Genomic DNA, 14,127 nt, shown 5'->3' with positions numbered 1-14,127 from the left:
ACGGAAATCCCGCTTTTGCGAAGGGCGGGGAGGGTATGGCAGGGCTTCGGTTCGCGCCGCCAGCTCTGCCAATGGCCGGGTTGGGCGCGACTTGCAGGACGCCAAAATATCTCGGAATATCAATGCTCAATAATGGAGGTTGCGATGCCGACCGCCGAAGAACGTGAACAGCGACGAAGGGCCAAGCTTGAGGCGCTAAGGGCCGAAATCCAGAAGGGCTTCGATAGTGGACCAATGGAAGAGATCGGCGATCTCCATCAGTGGTTCGAAGGGATCAAGGCTAGGGGGCGCGAACGGCTTGCGGCGCAGAAGCTCGGCAAAAAGGTTTGACCTTCGATAACTTCGTTCGGCCCTTACCCGCCCACCACCAGATCGTCGCGGTGGATCATTTCCGAGCGCCCGCTGATACCCAGGATGGTCATCACATCAGGGGAGGAGCGGCCCTTGATCCGCTCGGCGACCTCGGCGTCGTAGGCGATCAGGCCGCGGCCGATCTCGCTGGTGTCGGGGCCGCGCACGATCACGGCATCGCCGCGGGCGAACTGGCCCTCGACCTTGATCACGCCGGCGGGCAGCAGGCTGGCGCCGGCGCGCAGCGCCGTCACGGCGCCGGCGTCGATCGTCAGGGTGCCCTTCGGCTCCAGCGTGCCCGCGATCCAGCGTTTTCGCGAGGTGATGGGGTTGGCGGGCGTCAGGAACCAGGTGCACCGGCCGCCATCGGCGATCGCCTGCAGCGGATGCTCGATCTTGCCGGAGGCGATCAGCATATGCGTGCCGCCGGTGGTGGCGATCTTGGCGGCCTCGACCTTGGTGCGCATGCCGCCGCGCGACAGTTCGGATTCGGCGTCGCCCGCCACCGCTTCGATTTCCGAGGAGATGCTCTCGACCACCGGAATGAGCTTTGCGTTCGGATTGTTCTTCGGCGGGGCATCGTAGAGCCCGTCGATGTCGGACAGCAGCACCAGCAGGTCCGCGCTCGCCATGGTGGCGACGCGCGCGGCGAGACGGTCGTTGTCGCCGTAGCGGATCTCGTTGGTCGCCACCGTGTCGTTCTCGTTGATCACGGGGATCGCGCGCCACTCCAGCAGCTTGCCGATGGTGGAGCGCGCATTGAGATAGCGGCGGCGCTCCTCGGTATCCCCGGGCGTGACCAGGATCTGGCCGGCGCCGATGCCGTGGGCCCCGAGCACCTCGGACCAGATCCGCGCCAGCGCGATCTGGCCGACCGCGGCGGCGGCCTGGCTCTCTTCCAGCTTGAGCGGGCCGCGCGGCAGCTTGAGGCGGCTGCGGCCGAGCGCGATCGAGCCGGAGGAGACGACGAGGACGTCGCGCCCCTCCTTGTGCAGCTTGGCCATGTCGTCGGCGAGCGCGGCGAGCCAGGATGCCCGCACCTCGCCCTTGTCGGAATCGACCAGCAGCGCGGAGCCGACCTTGACGACGATGCGGCGGAATTGACTGAGTTCGGGACTGGCCATGTGGGTATGTGTGTTGGCGCGCTTTGACGGTCTGCTCTGCATCGGAAACGGCGGAGCGAGAGAGCGGCGCCGATAGGCCCGCTTTTGCAGCAGGACGATGGCCGGCGCAAGGCGGGCGACATGGTAAACAAACCAAGGTCGGCCTTGTCTTGGGCGCCGGTCCGGTTCTAATGCCGGCAACCAATAAAGGGTCGGAGGGGAAACGCATGGATCGCCGCAAATTCATGGCCGGGTGTATCAGCCTGCCGCTGCTGGCGCAGGCAGGTGGGGCGCAAGCGCAGGCCGGGCTGAGCAAGATCATCTTCCCGTTCGCGGCAGGCGCGGGCGGCGACACGCTGTGCCGGCTGATGGCGCAGGAGATGGCGCCGGTGCTTCAGCGGACCATGGTGGTCGAGAACCGCACCGGGGGCGACGGTCTGATCGGCATCAAGGCGGTGAAGGGCGGCAGCCCCGACGGCAGCATGGTGCTGGTGACGACGGGGCCCACGATGTACCTGCTGCCGATGGTGGAGACGACACCGAGCTTCGACACGGCAAAGGACTTCATGCCGGTGTCGCTGTTGGCGCGGTTCGAATTCGCGCTGGTGATCAACCCGGCGATCGACGCCACCGATTTCAAGAGCTTCGTGGCATGGCTGAAGGCGCATCCGGACAAGGCCTCGTTCGGCGTGCCGAGCAACGGCACCATTCCGCACTTCATGGGCTCCAAGCTCGAGAAGGATCTCGGCATGCCCCTGACCCGCGTGCCCTATCGCGGCAGCGCGCCGATCCTCAACGACATCATCGGTGGCCACATCTCGTTCGGGATCGTCACGTTGGCGGATGCGCTGCCGCAGCATCGCGCCAAGGGCGTGAAGATCATCGCGGCATCGAGCGCGGAGCGTTCGCCATTCGCGCCCGATGTCCCGACGCTGAAGGAGAACGGCATCGATCTCGTCGCGGACGCCTGGTACGGCATGTGGCTTCCGGCCGGCAGCCCGCCGGAGTTTGCCAGCAAGCTGGGAGCCGCCGCGAGTGCCGCACTCGCCAAGCCCGAGGTGAAGGAGAAGCTCACCGCGATCGGGCTGATCCCGGTCGGCTCGACGCCGGAAGGATTGACGAAGGAGCTCGCCGCGAACATCGCGCTGTGGCAGCCGATCGTGAAGGCGACGGGATACAAGATCACGAATTGACGCCGCCTGCGTCGCAACATGATGCGTAGTTGCAGCGCCGACCCTGTTGGCGATGTGCATCGCGGCGGTGATCTGCGCGTCCATGCCGTATCGCGCGCGCCATTGCGGCGATCAGGGCGGCGACCCAACGATCCAGAATCCAGCTAGCTCGACTGGGCGCCTGACTGAATTGTTTTGCCCGTAATGTCCGCTTCATGAAAAAACATCCCTGCCAAAAAAGCTGAGCATCTGCCGCTCCCGACTCAGAAGAAGTACAGCGTCGCCTGAATTCAGCGCCGTGCCTCGATGACGATGTTGAAAGGCGTTTCGGCGGCGATCCTTACGCTCCGAAATCCGGCTTCGCGCAGCACCGCCTCCAGGCGTCTCGGCCCCGCCTGTCCGCCAAGCGCAAGCCCGACCTCTTGCGCCAGCGAGACCGGCGTGCAGATCATGGTGGAGCCGGCATAGTAAAGACGGCCGACAGGATTGAGGTTGTCCTGCAATGCGTCGCCTGCGCGAGGCTCCACGGCCATGAATGTGCCGTCGGCTGCGAGCGCCTGCAGGACGCGGCGCGCCGCGCCGACGGGATCGCCGAGGTCGTGGAGTGCATCGAAACAACAGACCAGGTCGAAGTTGTCGCCCGGAAAATTCTTGGCGGTGGCGACTTCAAACGTCGTCCTTGCCCCAACCCCGTCGCGCGTTGCCGTGTCCTTTGCGCAGGCAATCGAGCCTTCGTGGTTGTCGAACCCCCAGAATTTCGAGCGGGGGAACGCCGTCGCCATCAGCGTGGTCGAGATGCCGTGGCCGCAGCCGATATCCGCGACATGCGCGCCGCGTTCCAGCTTTTCCACCACGCCGTCCAGCGCGGGAAGCCATTCCTGTACGAGATGCGCCTTGTAGCTCACGCCGAAGAAGCGCGCCATGCCGCTGAACAGGCAATTGCACCGCTCGTGGTAGCCGGCGGCGCCGTTCTTGCGGAACGCTTTGGTCACCTTCGGCTGGTCGACCATCACCGCCTGACAGACCTCGAATGAACCGAGCATGTAGACCGGGCTGTCGGGATTGCCAAACACCATGGCCTGCTCGGGGTTCATGGAGAAGCGCCCGCTCGCAGCGTCATAGTCCAGATAGCCGGCGGCGGCATGGGCGCTCAGCCATTCGCGTACCATGCGCTCGACCGTCCCCGTGCGGTGCGCCAGTTCCTGCGGCGTGGTCGGTCCCGACTGCGCAAGCACGTCATAGAAGCCGAGTTCGTCGCCGATGCGCACCAGCGGTGCGGTCATGGCGGCTCCGAGATCGTCCAGGATCCGCGTAACGAATGTCTCGAGCTTCTGCTCGTTCAACTCTCTAACCATGATGTTCATTGCTGCCTCCTTTGACGCGACAAGACCTACGTCTTTGCGAGGCTGCGACAAATGACCAGACCGCCGGATGGCTTGACTGAGCGTCTGATTCATCTCTATTTTTTGCCGTTCGTCCGGCTCGCATGACCGAGCGTCCGGCGATTGGAGCAGCCAATCATGGGCGCGGATGCCCTGTCTGACGTGTTGCGCGCAGTACGGCTCAGCAGTGCGATGTTCTTTCATCTCGATGTCCGCGCCCCCTGGGTGGCCGCGGCGCCGGCCTCGTCTGCCTGTGCCTCGGCTGTCCTGCCCGGTGCCCAGCACGTCATCGAGTATCATGTCGTGCTCGATGGTTGCTGCTGGGGCGGATTGATCGATGAACCGCCGGTGCAACTCGTCGCCGGCGACATCATCGCGTTTCCGCAAGGCGCGCCGCACGTGCTCTCCAGCGGGCCAGGCATGCAGGCGATCCCCGACCTGAGTTATTACCGCCAGCCGACCGCCGACCAGCTGCCGCACCGCATCAGCCTCGGCGACAACGGCCCCGCCGACGCGCGCATCCTGTGCGGGTTTCTCGGTTGCGACGCGCGTCCCTTCAATCCGCTGCTGGAGGCGTTGCCGCCGGTCCTGCATCTGCGGGGCCAAGCGTATCGCGACCGTTCCAGCCTGGTGTTTCTCATCAATGCCGCGCGCAACGAAACCGAGGGCCGCCGGTCAGGAGGAGAGGGGGTGCTTGCCCGGCTCGGCGAATTACTGTTCGTCGAAGCGATACGCTGCCACGTCGAAGGCCTCGATCCTGAACAGACCGGTTGGCTGGCCGGGCTTGGCGACCGGCATGTCGGCCAGGCGTTGAACCTGCTGCACGGCAGCCCGGCTGCGGACTGGACATTGGACGAACTCGCGAAATCGGTCGGCCTGTCGCGCTCGACACTCGCGCAGCGGTTTACCCATTTGATCGGCCAACCGCCGATGCAGTACCTGACGCGTTGGCGCATGCAACTTGCCGCGGGCTTGCTGGCGTCCGGGCGTGAACCGATCTCGCGGATCGCCGAGGCGGTGGGATACGATTCCGAGGCGGCCTTCAACCGCGCCTTTCGTCGGACGGTTGGAACGCCCCCGGCGGCTTGGCGGCAGGCGCAGATCGCAACGGAGTGAGGCACCGGATCGTGGGGCCGCCTCAGGCCGGTTTCAGCCGCACGTCCTGCATGGCGTAGTCGTATTCGGAGAACGCCACCTTGCGCCAGTCCGGCGGCGTCGGCCCGCGCAACACCGGCAGCAGCGAGCGGCCTTCGAGGATGGGGCCCTGCGCCTTGCCGCCGAAATAATCCACGAAAGTCGGCGCGAGATCGACGGCCTCGACCAGCGCATCCCTGCGCGTGCCGCGCGTGGCTTCGGCCTCTTGCGAGGGATCGATGACGATCAGCGGGATTTTTTGCCGACCGCTCGTGAAACAGATCCTTCTCACCCATCCAGTGGTCGCCCCGGGCATGACGAACCGAGAGAGCTGCGCGCTCGCTCTTTAACCTCATCCTGAGGAGCTTGCGAAGCAAGCGTCTCGAAGGATGAAAGCCCGTCTGCCAGCAGGGCCTGCATGGTTCGAGACGGCGCTTCGCGCCTCCTCACCATGAGGATCTTATAGTTTGCCGCGCTCGGCTATCCCGTCCTTGATCGCAGCAAGCTCCGTCTCGTCCCAGATGCCGATCAGAATCCCGCCTTTCACCTGGAGCTGATTGTCGGCATAAGCCGCGATCTTCTCGCGCGGCGTGGTGATATGGCCGCTCGGATGCAGCGCCCAGTCGAACAGCTCGGCCTGCAGCCGCGCGATGATGCCGGCGCATTCCGGATCGTCGCCGCGATCCAGAAACTCCTCCGGATCGGTGTCGAGATCGTACAGCATCGGGCGGAAGCCGGAGGCGTGGATGTATTTCCAGTGGCCGTCGAACACCATGAACAGGCGGCAGCGCTCGATCGGCTGGTTCAGCTTCAGCCGCACGTCCTGCATGGAATAGTCGTATTCGGAGAACGCGACCTTGCGCCAGTCCGGCGGCGTGGGCCCGCGCAGCAGCGGCAGCAGCGAGCGTCCCTCGAGGATGTGGCCCGGCACCTTGCCGCCGAAATAATCGACGAAGGTCGGCGCGAGATCGATCGCCTCGACCAGCGCATCGCTGCGCGTGCCGCGCGTGGCGTCGGCCTCTTGCGAGGGATCGATGACGATCAGCGGGATCTTCGCCGACTGCTCGTGAAACAGATCCTTCTCGCCCATCCAGTGATCGCCGAGATAATCGCCGTGATCGGAGGTGAACACGATCATGGTGGTGTCCAGCAGGCCGCGTTCACCCAAGAACTTCATCAGCACGCCCATCTGGTCGTCGATCTGGGTAATCAGGCCCATATAGGTCGGGATCACCTTCTCGCGGGCATCGTCGCGCGCCATGTTGCGGGAGTAGCGCATGTCCATATAGGCGCCGAACACCGGATGCGGATTTTGCCGCTCGCGCTCGGAGCGGATCACCGGGGTCATGTCACCGGTCGCATACATGCTGGCGTAGGGCTCGGGCGCGATATAGGGCCAGTGCGGCTTGATGTAGGACAGATGCAGGCACCATGGCCTGCCGTCGGTTTCGGCCTCGCTGATGAAGTCCATCGCGCGCCGCGTCATGTAGGGCGTCTCGGAATGTTCGTCCGGCACCCGCGCGGCCTTGTCGGCGTGCACCAGCAGCCAGCCGTTCTGCAGGGAGCCGTCCTCCGCTGCGCCCGAATTGGCCCAGTGCTCCCACGGGTTCGTCGCTTCAAAACCTTGGCTGCGCAAATACTCGTCGTATTTCGGACGCGGCCGTCCGGTCGGATGCAGGCCGTCGTCGCGCTCGTAGGGTTCGAAACCGCATTCGGCGACGTGCACGCCGATCATGGATTCCGGGGGAATGCCGAGCGCCTTCATGCCTTCGAGATCGGGCGCCATGTGGGTCTTGCCGACCAGCACGTTGCGTACGCCGATCTTGTTGAGGTGATCGCCGAGCGTGGGCTCGCCGACGCGCAGCGGCCAGCCGTTCCAGTGCGAGCCGTGCGAGCGCATGTAACGCCCGGTGTAGAACGACATCCGCGACGGGCCGCAGATCGGCGATTGCACATAGGCCTTGCTGAACAGCACGCCGCGCTTGGCCATGGCGTCGATGTTCGGCGTCTTAAGCGTGGGATGGCCGGTGCAGCCGAGATAGTCATAGCGAAGCTGGTCGCACATGATCCAGAGAACGTTCTTCGCGCGCGCCATGCGTCATCCCTGCATTTTCTTGATGGTGCGATGCTGCGATATCGGAGCGGCGAAGACAAGCCAGTGCTCAATTTGCTCCCGTCAAGACCACCGACCCTCATCCTGAGGAGCCCGCGCCGCGGGCGTCTCGAAGGATGGCTGCGGGCGAGAGCCGGGCCTTCATGGTTCGAGACGCGCGTTCCGCGCTCGTCACCATGAGGGACTAAGGGTGATTGCTCACGCCGACCACGGCTCCGCTTCGGCCGCGCTCTTGGCCTTGGCCGACACCGGGGCTTCGCCGATCACCTCGACGAGTGCACGCAGGGCTTCCTTGACGCCGTCGCCGGTGATGCCGGACATCAGCAGCGGCGTCTTCTTGGCGGCGCGCTTCAGGCGCTCTTTCTGCTTCTTGAGCTCGTCCGGTTCGACCGCGTCGATCTTGTTCAGCGCGACGATCTCGATCTTGTCGGTCAAGAGCCCGCCATAGGCGTCGAGCTCCTTGCGCACCGTCTTGTAGGTCTTGCCGGCATGCTCGCAGGTGGCGTCGATCAGGTGCAGCAGCACGCGGCAGCGCTCGACATGGCCGAGGAAGCGGTCGCCGAGGCCGGTGCCTTCATGGGCGCCCTCGATCAGGCCGGGAATGTCGGCCAGCACGAATTCGCGGCCGTCGGCGTTCACGACGCCGAGCTGCGGATGCAACGTGGTGAAGGGGTAGTCGGCGATCTTCGGCCGTGCCGCGCTGACCTTGGACAGGAAGGTCGACTTGCCCGCATTGGGCATGCCGACGAGGCCGGCATCGGCAATGAGTTTCAGCCGCAGCCAGATCCAGCGCTCCTCGCCCACCTGGCCGGGATTGGCGTTGCGCGGCGCGCGGTTGGTCGAGGTCTTGAAATGCGCGTTGCCGAAGCCGCCATTGCCGCCCTCGGCCAGCACGAACTTTTCGCCGACATTGGTGAAGTCGTGGATCAGCGTCTCGCGATCCTCGTCGAAGATCTGCGTGCCAACAGGCACCTTCAGCACGATGTTCTTGCCGTTGGCGCCGTGGCGGTCCGAGCCCGAGCCGTTCTCGCCCTTCTGGGCCTTGAAATGCTGCTGGTAGCGGTAGTCGATCAGCGTATTGAGGCCGTCGGCGACCTCGATGATGACGTTGCCGCCGCGGCCGCCATTGCCGCCGGAGGGGCCGCCGAATTCGATGAACTTCTCGCGGCGGAACGCCACGCAGCCGTTCCCGCCGTCACCGGAGCGGATATAGACCTTTGCTTCGTCGAGGAATTTCATGGGCCATAGGTAGGCCAGCAGGTCTCCCGCGGCAACCCGGAGAGACCCGCAAATCGGCCGAATTTCCGCGAATTGCGGCCCTTGCTTAACCAGCCGGCCGGCGCCGGATCAGGAATTTCTGCATTCCCTCCAGCACCAGCTCCTTGCGCTGGTTGAACACGGTGCTGCGGAGCGTCACCGCGCCGGTGGTGCGGCCCGGCACCAGCTCGGTGACCTCGAGCGCGGGATAGATGGTGTCGTCGGCGTAGACAGGCTTGAGGAACCGGCTCGACTGTTCGAGAAAGCCGACCAGGGACTCCTCGACCATGAACGGAAACAGGCCGGCGCCGGGCGCGGTGTGGATCAGGGTCTGGAAGCCGTGGGCGAGCAGATGCGGCATGCCGCGGCTGCGGCAATATTCCAGATCGTAGTGCACGGGATGGGTGTCGCCGCTCGCGGTCTGGAACGCGGCGAATATCGCAGAGGTCTGGGTCCGGCTCGGCAGCACGAAACGTTCACCGAGGACGAAATCCTCGAACCAGCGTTGCGCCGGGATCATGCGATGCTGGGTCGGATCGAAGTCGCTCATGCGCTGCACCATCAGGACGCGTTCGGAGAGTGATCCGTACCGCGTGAGGCGCAGTGCGACAATGCGTTCAATTCGTCGGAGGTGGGCTTGTCCCGCGCGTCGACCCGACTAAAACGCCTCGATGCCCCTGTTCAAGAATCTCTCCGCCTATGACGATCGCTCCGCGCGCCTTGCCGGCATCGGGCTGATGGTGCTGTCGATCTTCATGTTCTCGTTCGGCGACGCCATGGGCAAGTTCCTGGTGGGCACCTATTCGGTGGGGCAGCTCTTGTTCCTGCGCGCCTGCGCGGCGCTGCTGTTGCTGTCGCCGCTGATCTGGACGCAGCGTCACCAGTTCCTGCAGCTGGAGCGGCCGGGCCTGCAGCTGTTTCGCGTCGTGCTCTCGACGCTGGAGGTCGCCGCCTTCTTCCTCGCCACCGTCTATCTGCCGCTCGCCGACGTCATCACCTATTATCTCGCCGGACCCATCTTCGTCACCGCGATGTCGGCGATCTTCCTGGGCGAGAAGGTCGGCTGGCGGCGCTGGACTGCGATCCTGATCGGCTTCTGCGGCGTGCTGATCGCGCTGCGGCCGTCGGCGCAGACCGTCAGCCTGCCGGCGCTGATCGCGCTCGGCGGCAGTCTCTCTTTCGCGACCCTGATGCTGATCACGCGCAGCCTGCGCAAGACGCCTGATATCGTGATGGCGTCCTCGCAATTCGTCGGCACCTTCTCGCTCGGCGCGGTGCTGTCGGCCTTCAACTGGGTGCCGCCGACGCCGGGCAGCCTCGTGATCTTCGCCACCGCCGGGCTGATCTCGGTGACGGCGCTGTTCTGCGTCAACCGCTCGCTGAAGCTGGCGCCGGCCAGCGTCGTGGTGCCCTATCAATATTCGATGATCGTCTGGGCCGTGATCTTCGGCTTCGTCGTGTTCGGCGACGTGCCCTCGGTCGCGACGCTCGTCGGCGCCACGATCATCATCGGCGCCGGGTTCTATATCTATCTGCGCGAGCGGGATCTTGGGCGCCCGAGTGAGGAAGTGAATCCGCCGGCATAGCTCTTACCCTCCCCTGGAGGGGGAGGGTCGATCGCGCGCAGCGCGAGCGGGGTGGGGTGATCTCTCCACTCGGGCACTGCTTCCGCTGAGAGACTGTCACCCCACCCCGTCTCACGTTTCGCTGCGCTCAACGTGAGCCGACCTCCCCCTCCAGGGGAGGGTAAGTCACCTCACCCGTCGTGCACTGCTCCAGCTCTTCAACGACGACCACACCCCGCGCGAGAGGCGGAAGCAATCGACCGGCGTCGAGGAGCCCAGCGCCAAAAATCGGTGCAGCTGCACGCCGCTCCACTGGAAGCCGCACTTCTCCAGCACGTTGCGCGAGGCCGGGTTGGTGACGCGCGCGCCGGCATAGAGGTGCTCGTCCTCGAACTCCTCGAAGAAGAAGTCGATCGCCCCGCGTGCGGCCTCGGTGGCAATGCCCCGGCCCCAATGCTCGACGCCGAGCCAGTAGCCGAGCTCGGCATTATCAGGCGTGGAGCGGTCGATTCCGACCATGCCGACCGGTCCGCTGTCGTGCTCGATCAGGAACACGGTCTCACTGCCGAGCGAAGCCGTGGCGCGGATGAATTCCACGGCGTCGTCCTGCGAATAGGGATGCGGCAGGCGGCGGGTGTTTTCGGCGACGCGGCGGTCGTTGGCGAGGTGGGCGATGGTCCTGACGTCGGCGAGGGTCGGCCGCCGCAAGGTCAGCCGTTCGGTGGCGACGACGCTCGGTCTGGCCTCGGCCAGGGTCGCGCTCGAGAAATCCTGCAACATGTCCGGCTCCGTGAAAGTCACTAAATCAAAGTGAGCAAGTCAAAAGAAAAGGGGAGGCCGGTTTCCCTGCCTCCCCTGGAGCCGTCTTGTGGACTCCGCCGGTTCGGTCAAGGACCCGGCGAACTCCAAATTTGGATCGCCGTCTATTCAGCGGCCTCAGCGACCGGAAGTACCGAGATGAAAGTGCGGCCGTTGGCTTTGGCCTGGAACGTGACGCGACCCTCGATCTTGGCGAACAGAGTGTGGTCCGTGCCCATGCCGACATTAAGGCCGGGATGCCAGGTGGTGCCGCGCTGACGTGCGATGATGTTGCCGGGAATCACGACTTCGCCGCCGAACGCCTTGATGCCGAGGCGCTTGCCCTTGGAATCGCGTCCGTTGCGCGATGAACCGCCTGCTTTTTTGTGAGCCATGGTTCGTCTCCGAAATCCTGCGCAAGATAATGCGCTTGTCTAGATCAATTCCTTGACGGAATCATTTCAAAATTTATCACGCATCAATTCGTGAATTGGCGTGATCGATTCTGCGTTACTCGGCGGCTTCCGCTGCCGGCTCCTTCACCACCTTCTCCCGCTTCGGACGCGGGCCCTTGGTGGGCTTGGCGCCGTCGGTCAGGATCTCGGAGATGCGGAGCACCGTGATCTCGTCGCGATAGCCGCGCTTGCGGCGCGAATTCTTGCGGCGGCGCTTCTTGAACGCGATGACCTTGGGGCCGCGCTTGTGGTCGAGCACCTCGACCGCGACGGACGCGCCTGCGACCGTCGGAATGCCCAGCACCGGCGTGTCGCCGCCGACCAGAAGGACTTCGTTCAACTGGATGATCGAGCCGACTTCGCCTTCGATCTTGCCTACTTCGAGAACATCATCCGGAACGACGCGGTACTGCCGGCCGCCGGTTTTGATGACTGCGAACATCGTTTTTTCTCCGTGTTCAAATCCCGGCCTCGCGACGAACATCGTCCGGGCCGGCTTTTTGTCAGTCGCTATGGGTTACTTGCGAGTCTTGTGCGGGCGGGGATTATCCCCTTGAAAACCCACGCAAAAACAAGCGGCGCGAGAAACGCCCCGCGCCGGTTGTGGGACTTATAGCCGCCGGCCGTCAGGAGTCAAGGAAAAGGGCGCGAAAAGCTCCGGATTTGAAGGATTTGGCAGCGTCCAACAGCCTCAGCCGAATTGCGACCGGCAATGCAACAAACCGGTTCCGCCGCCGTTGTCCCGGCCGGAACAGATACGCGGGCAAGGGCTCTCATGGCAACGGACGAACTGGTCAAGACGACGACGGGCATCGCCCATCACGGCGCCGAGCGGCTGCCGTCGGTGGAGATCGACAGCTTCAACATCGAGATGAAGGACGAGGACGGTTTCCTCGGCGACCGCGCCAGCAAGGGCGCGTTCCGGGACATGCTCGACCGCTGGCGCAAGCCGCTGCGCAAATCCGGCGAGGACCCGTTCGGCGACGAGCCCTCGGAAGACATCAGCAAGAAGACCCTGGATGGCATCCTGGCCGGTGATGACATCAAGGCGACCGCCCTGGTCCACAGCGCGATCGAGGAGTTCGCCCAGGAGCTCGCCTATGTCACGCGGCGTTTCCTCAAGACCAAGGCCTGGGCCAAGACCGAGCGTATCGTCGTCGGCGGCGGCTTTCGCGACTCCAAGCTCGGCGAGCTCGCGATCGCGCGCACCGAGATCATCCTCAGGCACGAGGATCTCAAGATCGAGATGGTGCCGATCCGGCATCATCCGGACGAAGCCGGCCTGATCGGCGCGCTGCATCTGGCGCCGTCGTGGATTTTCGAGGCCCATGACAGCATCCTCGCCGTCGACATCGGCGGCACCAACATCCGCTGCGGCCTGGTCGAAACCAGCTGGAAGAAGGCCAAGGACCTCTCGAAGGCCAAGGTCGTGCACTCCGAGCTGTGGCGCCATGCCGACGACGAGCCGACCCGCGAAGGCGCGGTGAAGCGGCTCACCAAGATGCTGAAGGGGCTGATCACGGAGGCCGAGAAGGAAGGCTACAAGCTCGCGCCGTTCATCGGCATCGCCTGTCCCGGCGTCATCAACGCCGACGGCTCGATCGAGAAGGGCGCGCAGAACCTGCCGGGCAATTGGGAGAGCAGCAAGTTCAACCTGCCGGCGAGCCTGATCGAGGGCATTCCGCAGATCGGCGAGCACGACACCGCGATCCTGATGCACAATGACGGCGTGGTTCAGGGCCTCTCCGAGGTGCCGTTCATGCAGGACGTCGAGCGCTGGGGCGTGCTCACCATCGGCACCGGCCTCGGCAACGCCCGCTTCACCAACCGCCGCAAGGAGAACGGCAAGGACAAGGACTCCGCGGAGAACGGCAAGAAAAAGGACAAGGACAGCAAGAAGGGCGACTAGCCACTCCTTCTCGCTGAGTGTGATGATCGCCGCCACGACGGAGGTCCACCCCCTCTCCCGCCTGCGGGAGAGGGCCGGGGAGAGGGTGCCTCCGCAATGGGACCCTCTCCGACAGGAAACCCCGCGCCACCGCCGGCGCCACCCCGAACCACCCCCCGAGTAACCTTGACCGGTTAGGTTAAGGACCGGATTGCGTTGCGGCACGCCCCCCGCACGCTAGGGTCGAATCGTCGCCTCACCTGGCCGGCGAAGCCGCCCTTCCCAGCCAGTATTTCAATGAGCGGCACCGGGACCGCCAGTGTTTACCGCGTCTGGCGGTCCCACCCCGTTTTTCAAAACAAGCGATAAGCCCCAGCCGCCCGCCCCAATGCCGGCGCGCCCCCTCTCCCGCCTGCGGGAGAGGGTTGGGGAGAGGGTGTCTCCCCATTGGGGTTGGTCGCGCTTTGCCAAATATCCCTGCGCCGAGAGCCCTCACCCTCCGCGCGCGCGACCATGCCCGGCCCGGGGCGCATCGGTCTCTCCCACAAGCGCCCCCCAAAAAAAACACGCCAAAACCGCAACCGGGAGCAGCATTCCCTACGTTCATGACGGAAGTCCCGGGCAGGGGGCCGAAACAGGCAGCGGATTTTCGCCTTGCCCGCCTTGTCTGTCCCGCCATCCTCGCCTATTAACGCCCCCAACCACAGGGGCCCTGCTCCTTCCATGGCGCCTTCAGGAGAGGTGGCAGAGTGGTTGAATGCACCGCACTCGAAATGCGGCATAGGTGCAAGCCTATCGGGGGTTCGAATCCCTCCCTCTCCGCCATAGATTCCAGCATCCTGCAATGCACCAACTCCGATACAAGGATTGCGGCGGCTGCCGCGTCCGACTCGGTCTCGGAGATCTCTC

The 14,127-nt window shown here is 64.7% G+C and carries 13 protein-coding genes, 1 tRNA gene and 1 pseudogene; 6 read left to right on the top strand and 9 right to left on the bottom strand.

The window, feature by feature from the left end:
- Window positions 1-144 precede the first annotated feature (144 nt).
- On the top strand, window positions 145-330 hold the full coding sequence (locus IVB24_RS01530) for a hypothetical protein (protein WP_247771851.1): 186 nt from the start codon (window positions 145-147) through the stop codon (window positions 328-330).
- A gap of 23 nt (window positions 331-353) precedes the next feature.
- Here IVB24_RS01530 and proB read toward each other — a convergent pair whose 3' ends face one another.
- A complete protein-coding gene (gene proB, locus IVB24_RS01525; protein ID WP_094972768.1) occupies window positions 354-1,475 on the bottom strand; it encodes a glutamate 5-kinase in 1,122 nt (373 codons plus the stop codon).
- Between the two features lie 206 nt (window positions 1,476-1,681).
- Here proB and IVB24_RS01520 point away from each other — a divergent pair, with 206 nt between their 5' ends.
- Window positions 1,682-2,647 carry a Bug family tripartite tricarboxylate transporter substrate binding protein gene (locus IVB24_RS01520; RefSeq protein WP_247771850.1) on the top strand — a complete coding sequence of 322 codons (966 nt, stop codon included), beginning with the start codon at window positions 1,682-1,684 and terminating at the stop codon, window positions 2,645-2,647.
- A 269-nt stretch (window positions 2,648-2,916) separates the two neighbouring features.
- On the opposite strand, the gene IVB24_RS01515 is transcribed toward IVB24_RS01520, so the two are convergent.
- On the bottom strand, window positions 2,917-3,990 hold the full coding sequence (locus IVB24_RS01515) for a class I SAM-dependent methyltransferase (RefSeq protein ID WP_247771849.1): 1,074 nt from the start codon (window positions 3,988-3,990) through the stop codon (window positions 2,917-2,919).
- Between the two features lie 156 nt (window positions 3,991-4,146).
- Between IVB24_RS01515 and IVB24_RS01510 the strand changes: the two genes are divergently transcribed.
- Window positions 4,147-5,124, top strand: a complete 978-nt coding sequence (locus IVB24_RS01510; protein ID WP_094972770.1) for an AraC family transcriptional regulator — start codon at window positions 4,147-4,149, stop codon at window positions 5,122-5,124.
- A gap of 31 nt (window positions 5,125-5,155) precedes the next feature.
- On the opposite strand, the pseudogene IVB24_RS01505 reads toward IVB24_RS01510, so the two are convergent.
- From IVB24_RS01505 to IVB24_RS01490, 4 genes and pseudogenes are all read right to left on the bottom strand, one after another.
- Window positions 5,156-5,450, bottom strand: a pseudogene (locus IVB24_RS01505) (sulfatase/phosphatase domain-containing protein); the annotation flags it as partial.
- A 152-nt stretch (window positions 5,451-5,602) separates the two neighbouring features.
- Complete coding sequence (locus IVB24_RS01500) at window positions 5,603-7,237, bottom strand: alkaline phosphatase family protein (RefSeq protein ID WP_247771848.1); 1,635 nt, start codon at window positions 7,235-7,237, stop codon at window positions 5,603-5,605.
- A 216-nt stretch (window positions 7,238-7,453) separates the two neighbouring features.
- The gene (gene obgE / locus IVB24_RS01495) at window positions 7,454-8,494 is read right to left on the bottom strand and encodes a GTPase ObgE (protein ID WP_247771847.1); all 1,041 of its coding nucleotides are present in this window, start codon (window positions 8,492-8,494) and stop codon (window positions 7,454-7,456) included.
- A gap of 85 nt (window positions 8,495-8,579) precedes the next feature.
- A complete protein-coding gene (locus IVB24_RS01490) occupies window positions 8,580-9,062 on the bottom strand; it encodes a MaoC family dehydratase (RefSeq protein WP_094972796.1) in 483 nt (160 codons plus the stop codon).
- A 121-nt stretch (window positions 9,063-9,183) separates the two neighbouring features.
- Between IVB24_RS01490 and IVB24_RS01485 the strand changes: the two genes are divergently transcribed.
- Window positions 9,184-10,098: a DMT family transporter gene (locus IVB24_RS01485; RefSeq protein WP_247771846.1), complete on the top strand. Its 915-nt coding sequence runs from the start codon at window positions 9,184-9,186 to the stop codon at window positions 10,096-10,098.
- Between the two features lie 165 nt (window positions 10,099-10,263).
- Here the strand turns inward: IVB24_RS01485 and IVB24_RS01480 are convergent, their stop codons facing one another.
- From IVB24_RS01480 to rplU, 3 genes are all read right to left on the bottom strand, one after another.
- Window positions 10,264-10,857, bottom strand: coding sequence for a GNAT family N-acetyltransferase (locus tag IVB24_RS01480; RefSeq protein ID WP_247771845.1), 594 nt, complete (start codon window positions 10,855-10,857; stop codon window positions 10,264-10,266).
- A 143-nt stretch (window positions 10,858-11,000) separates the two neighbouring features.
- The gene (gene rpmA, locus IVB24_RS01475) at window positions 11,001-11,270 is read right to left on the bottom strand and encodes a 50S ribosomal protein L27 (protein ID WP_092028004.1); all 270 of its coding nucleotides are present in this window, start codon (window positions 11,268-11,270) and stop codon (window positions 11,001-11,003) included.
- Window positions 11,271-11,385: 115 nt separating this feature from the next.
- On the bottom strand, window positions 11,386-11,772 hold the full coding sequence (rplU, locus tag IVB24_RS01470; protein WP_247771844.1) for a 50S ribosomal protein L21: 387 nt from the start codon (window positions 11,770-11,772) through the stop codon (window positions 11,386-11,388).
- A gap of 333 nt (window positions 11,773-12,105) precedes the next feature.
- On the opposite strand from rplU, the gene IVB24_RS01465 reads away from it, so the two are divergent.
- Complete coding sequence (locus IVB24_RS01465; protein ID WP_247771843.1) at window positions 12,106-13,239, top strand: ROK family protein; 1,134 nt, start codon at window positions 12,106-12,108, stop codon at window positions 13,237-13,239.
- A 714-nt stretch (window positions 13,240-13,953) separates the two neighbouring features.
- Window positions 13,954-14,043 (top strand) — tRNA-Ser (locus IVB24_RS01460).
- The last annotated feature ends 84 nt before the right edge of the window (window positions 14,044-14,127 follow it).

The sequence above is a fragment of the Bradyrhizobium sp. 192 genome (assembly GCF_023100965.1).
In the GTDB taxonomy this organism is placed as follows: Bacteria; Pseudomonadota; Alphaproteobacteria; order Rhizobiales; family Xanthobacteraceae; genus Bradyrhizobium; species Bradyrhizobium symbiodeficiens.
Note: the sequence above shows the minus strand (reverse complement) of the source record. Positions and strands in the feature narration are given on the sequence as shown.

Excerpts from the sequence above, each read along its gene's own strand:
- obgE (WP_247771847.1), bottom strand. The coding sequence starts at position 8,494 with ATGAAATTCCTCGACGAAGCAAAGGTCTATATCCGCTCCGGTGACGGC.
- IVB24_RS01520 (WP_247771850.1), top strand. The coding sequence starts at position 1,682 with ATGGATCGCCGCAAATTCATGGCCGGGTGTATCAGCCTGCCGCTGCTG.
- rplU (WP_247771844.1), bottom strand. The coding sequence starts at position 11,772 with ATGTTCGCAGTCATCAAAACCGGCGGCCGGCAGTACCGCGTCGTTCCG.
- IVB24_RS01510 (WP_094972770.1), top strand. The coding sequence starts at position 4,147 with ATGGGCGCGGATGCCCTGTCTGACGTGTTGCGCGCAGTACGGCTCAGC.
- IVB24_RS01465 (WP_247771843.1), top strand. The coding sequence starts at position 12,106 with ATGGCAACGGACGAACTGGTCAAGACGACGACGGGCATCGCCCATCAC.
- IVB24_RS01515 (WP_247771849.1), bottom strand. The coding sequence starts at position 3,990 with ATGAACATCATGGTTAGAGAGTTGAACGAGCAGAAGCTCGAGACATTC.
- proB (WP_094972768.1), bottom strand. The coding sequence starts at position 1,475 with ATGGCCAGTCCCGAACTCAGTCAATTCCGCCGCATCGTCGTCAAGGTC.
- IVB24_RS01485 (WP_247771846.1), top strand. The coding sequence starts at position 9,184 with ATGCCCCTGTTCAAGAATCTCTCCGCCTATGACGATCGCTCCGCGCGC.
- rpmA (WP_092028004.1), bottom strand. The coding sequence starts at position 11,270 with ATGGCTCACAAAAAAGCAGGCGGTTCATCGCGCAACGGACGCGATTCC.
- IVB24_RS01490 (WP_094972796.1), bottom strand. The coding sequence starts at position 9,062 with ATGAGCGACTTCGATCCGACCCAGCATCGCATGATCCCGGCGCAACGC.
- IVB24_RS01480 (WP_247771845.1), bottom strand. The coding sequence starts at position 10,857 with ATGTTGCAGGATTTCTCGAGCGCGACCCTGGCCGAGGCCAGACCGAGC.
- IVB24_RS01530 (WP_247771851.1), top strand. The coding sequence starts at position 145 with ATGCCGACCGCCGAAGAACGTGAACAGCGACGAAGGGCCAAGCTTGAG.
- IVB24_RS01500 (WP_247771848.1), bottom strand. The coding sequence starts at position 7,237 with ATGGCGCGCGCGAAGAACGTTCTCTGGATCATGTGCGACCAGCTTCGC.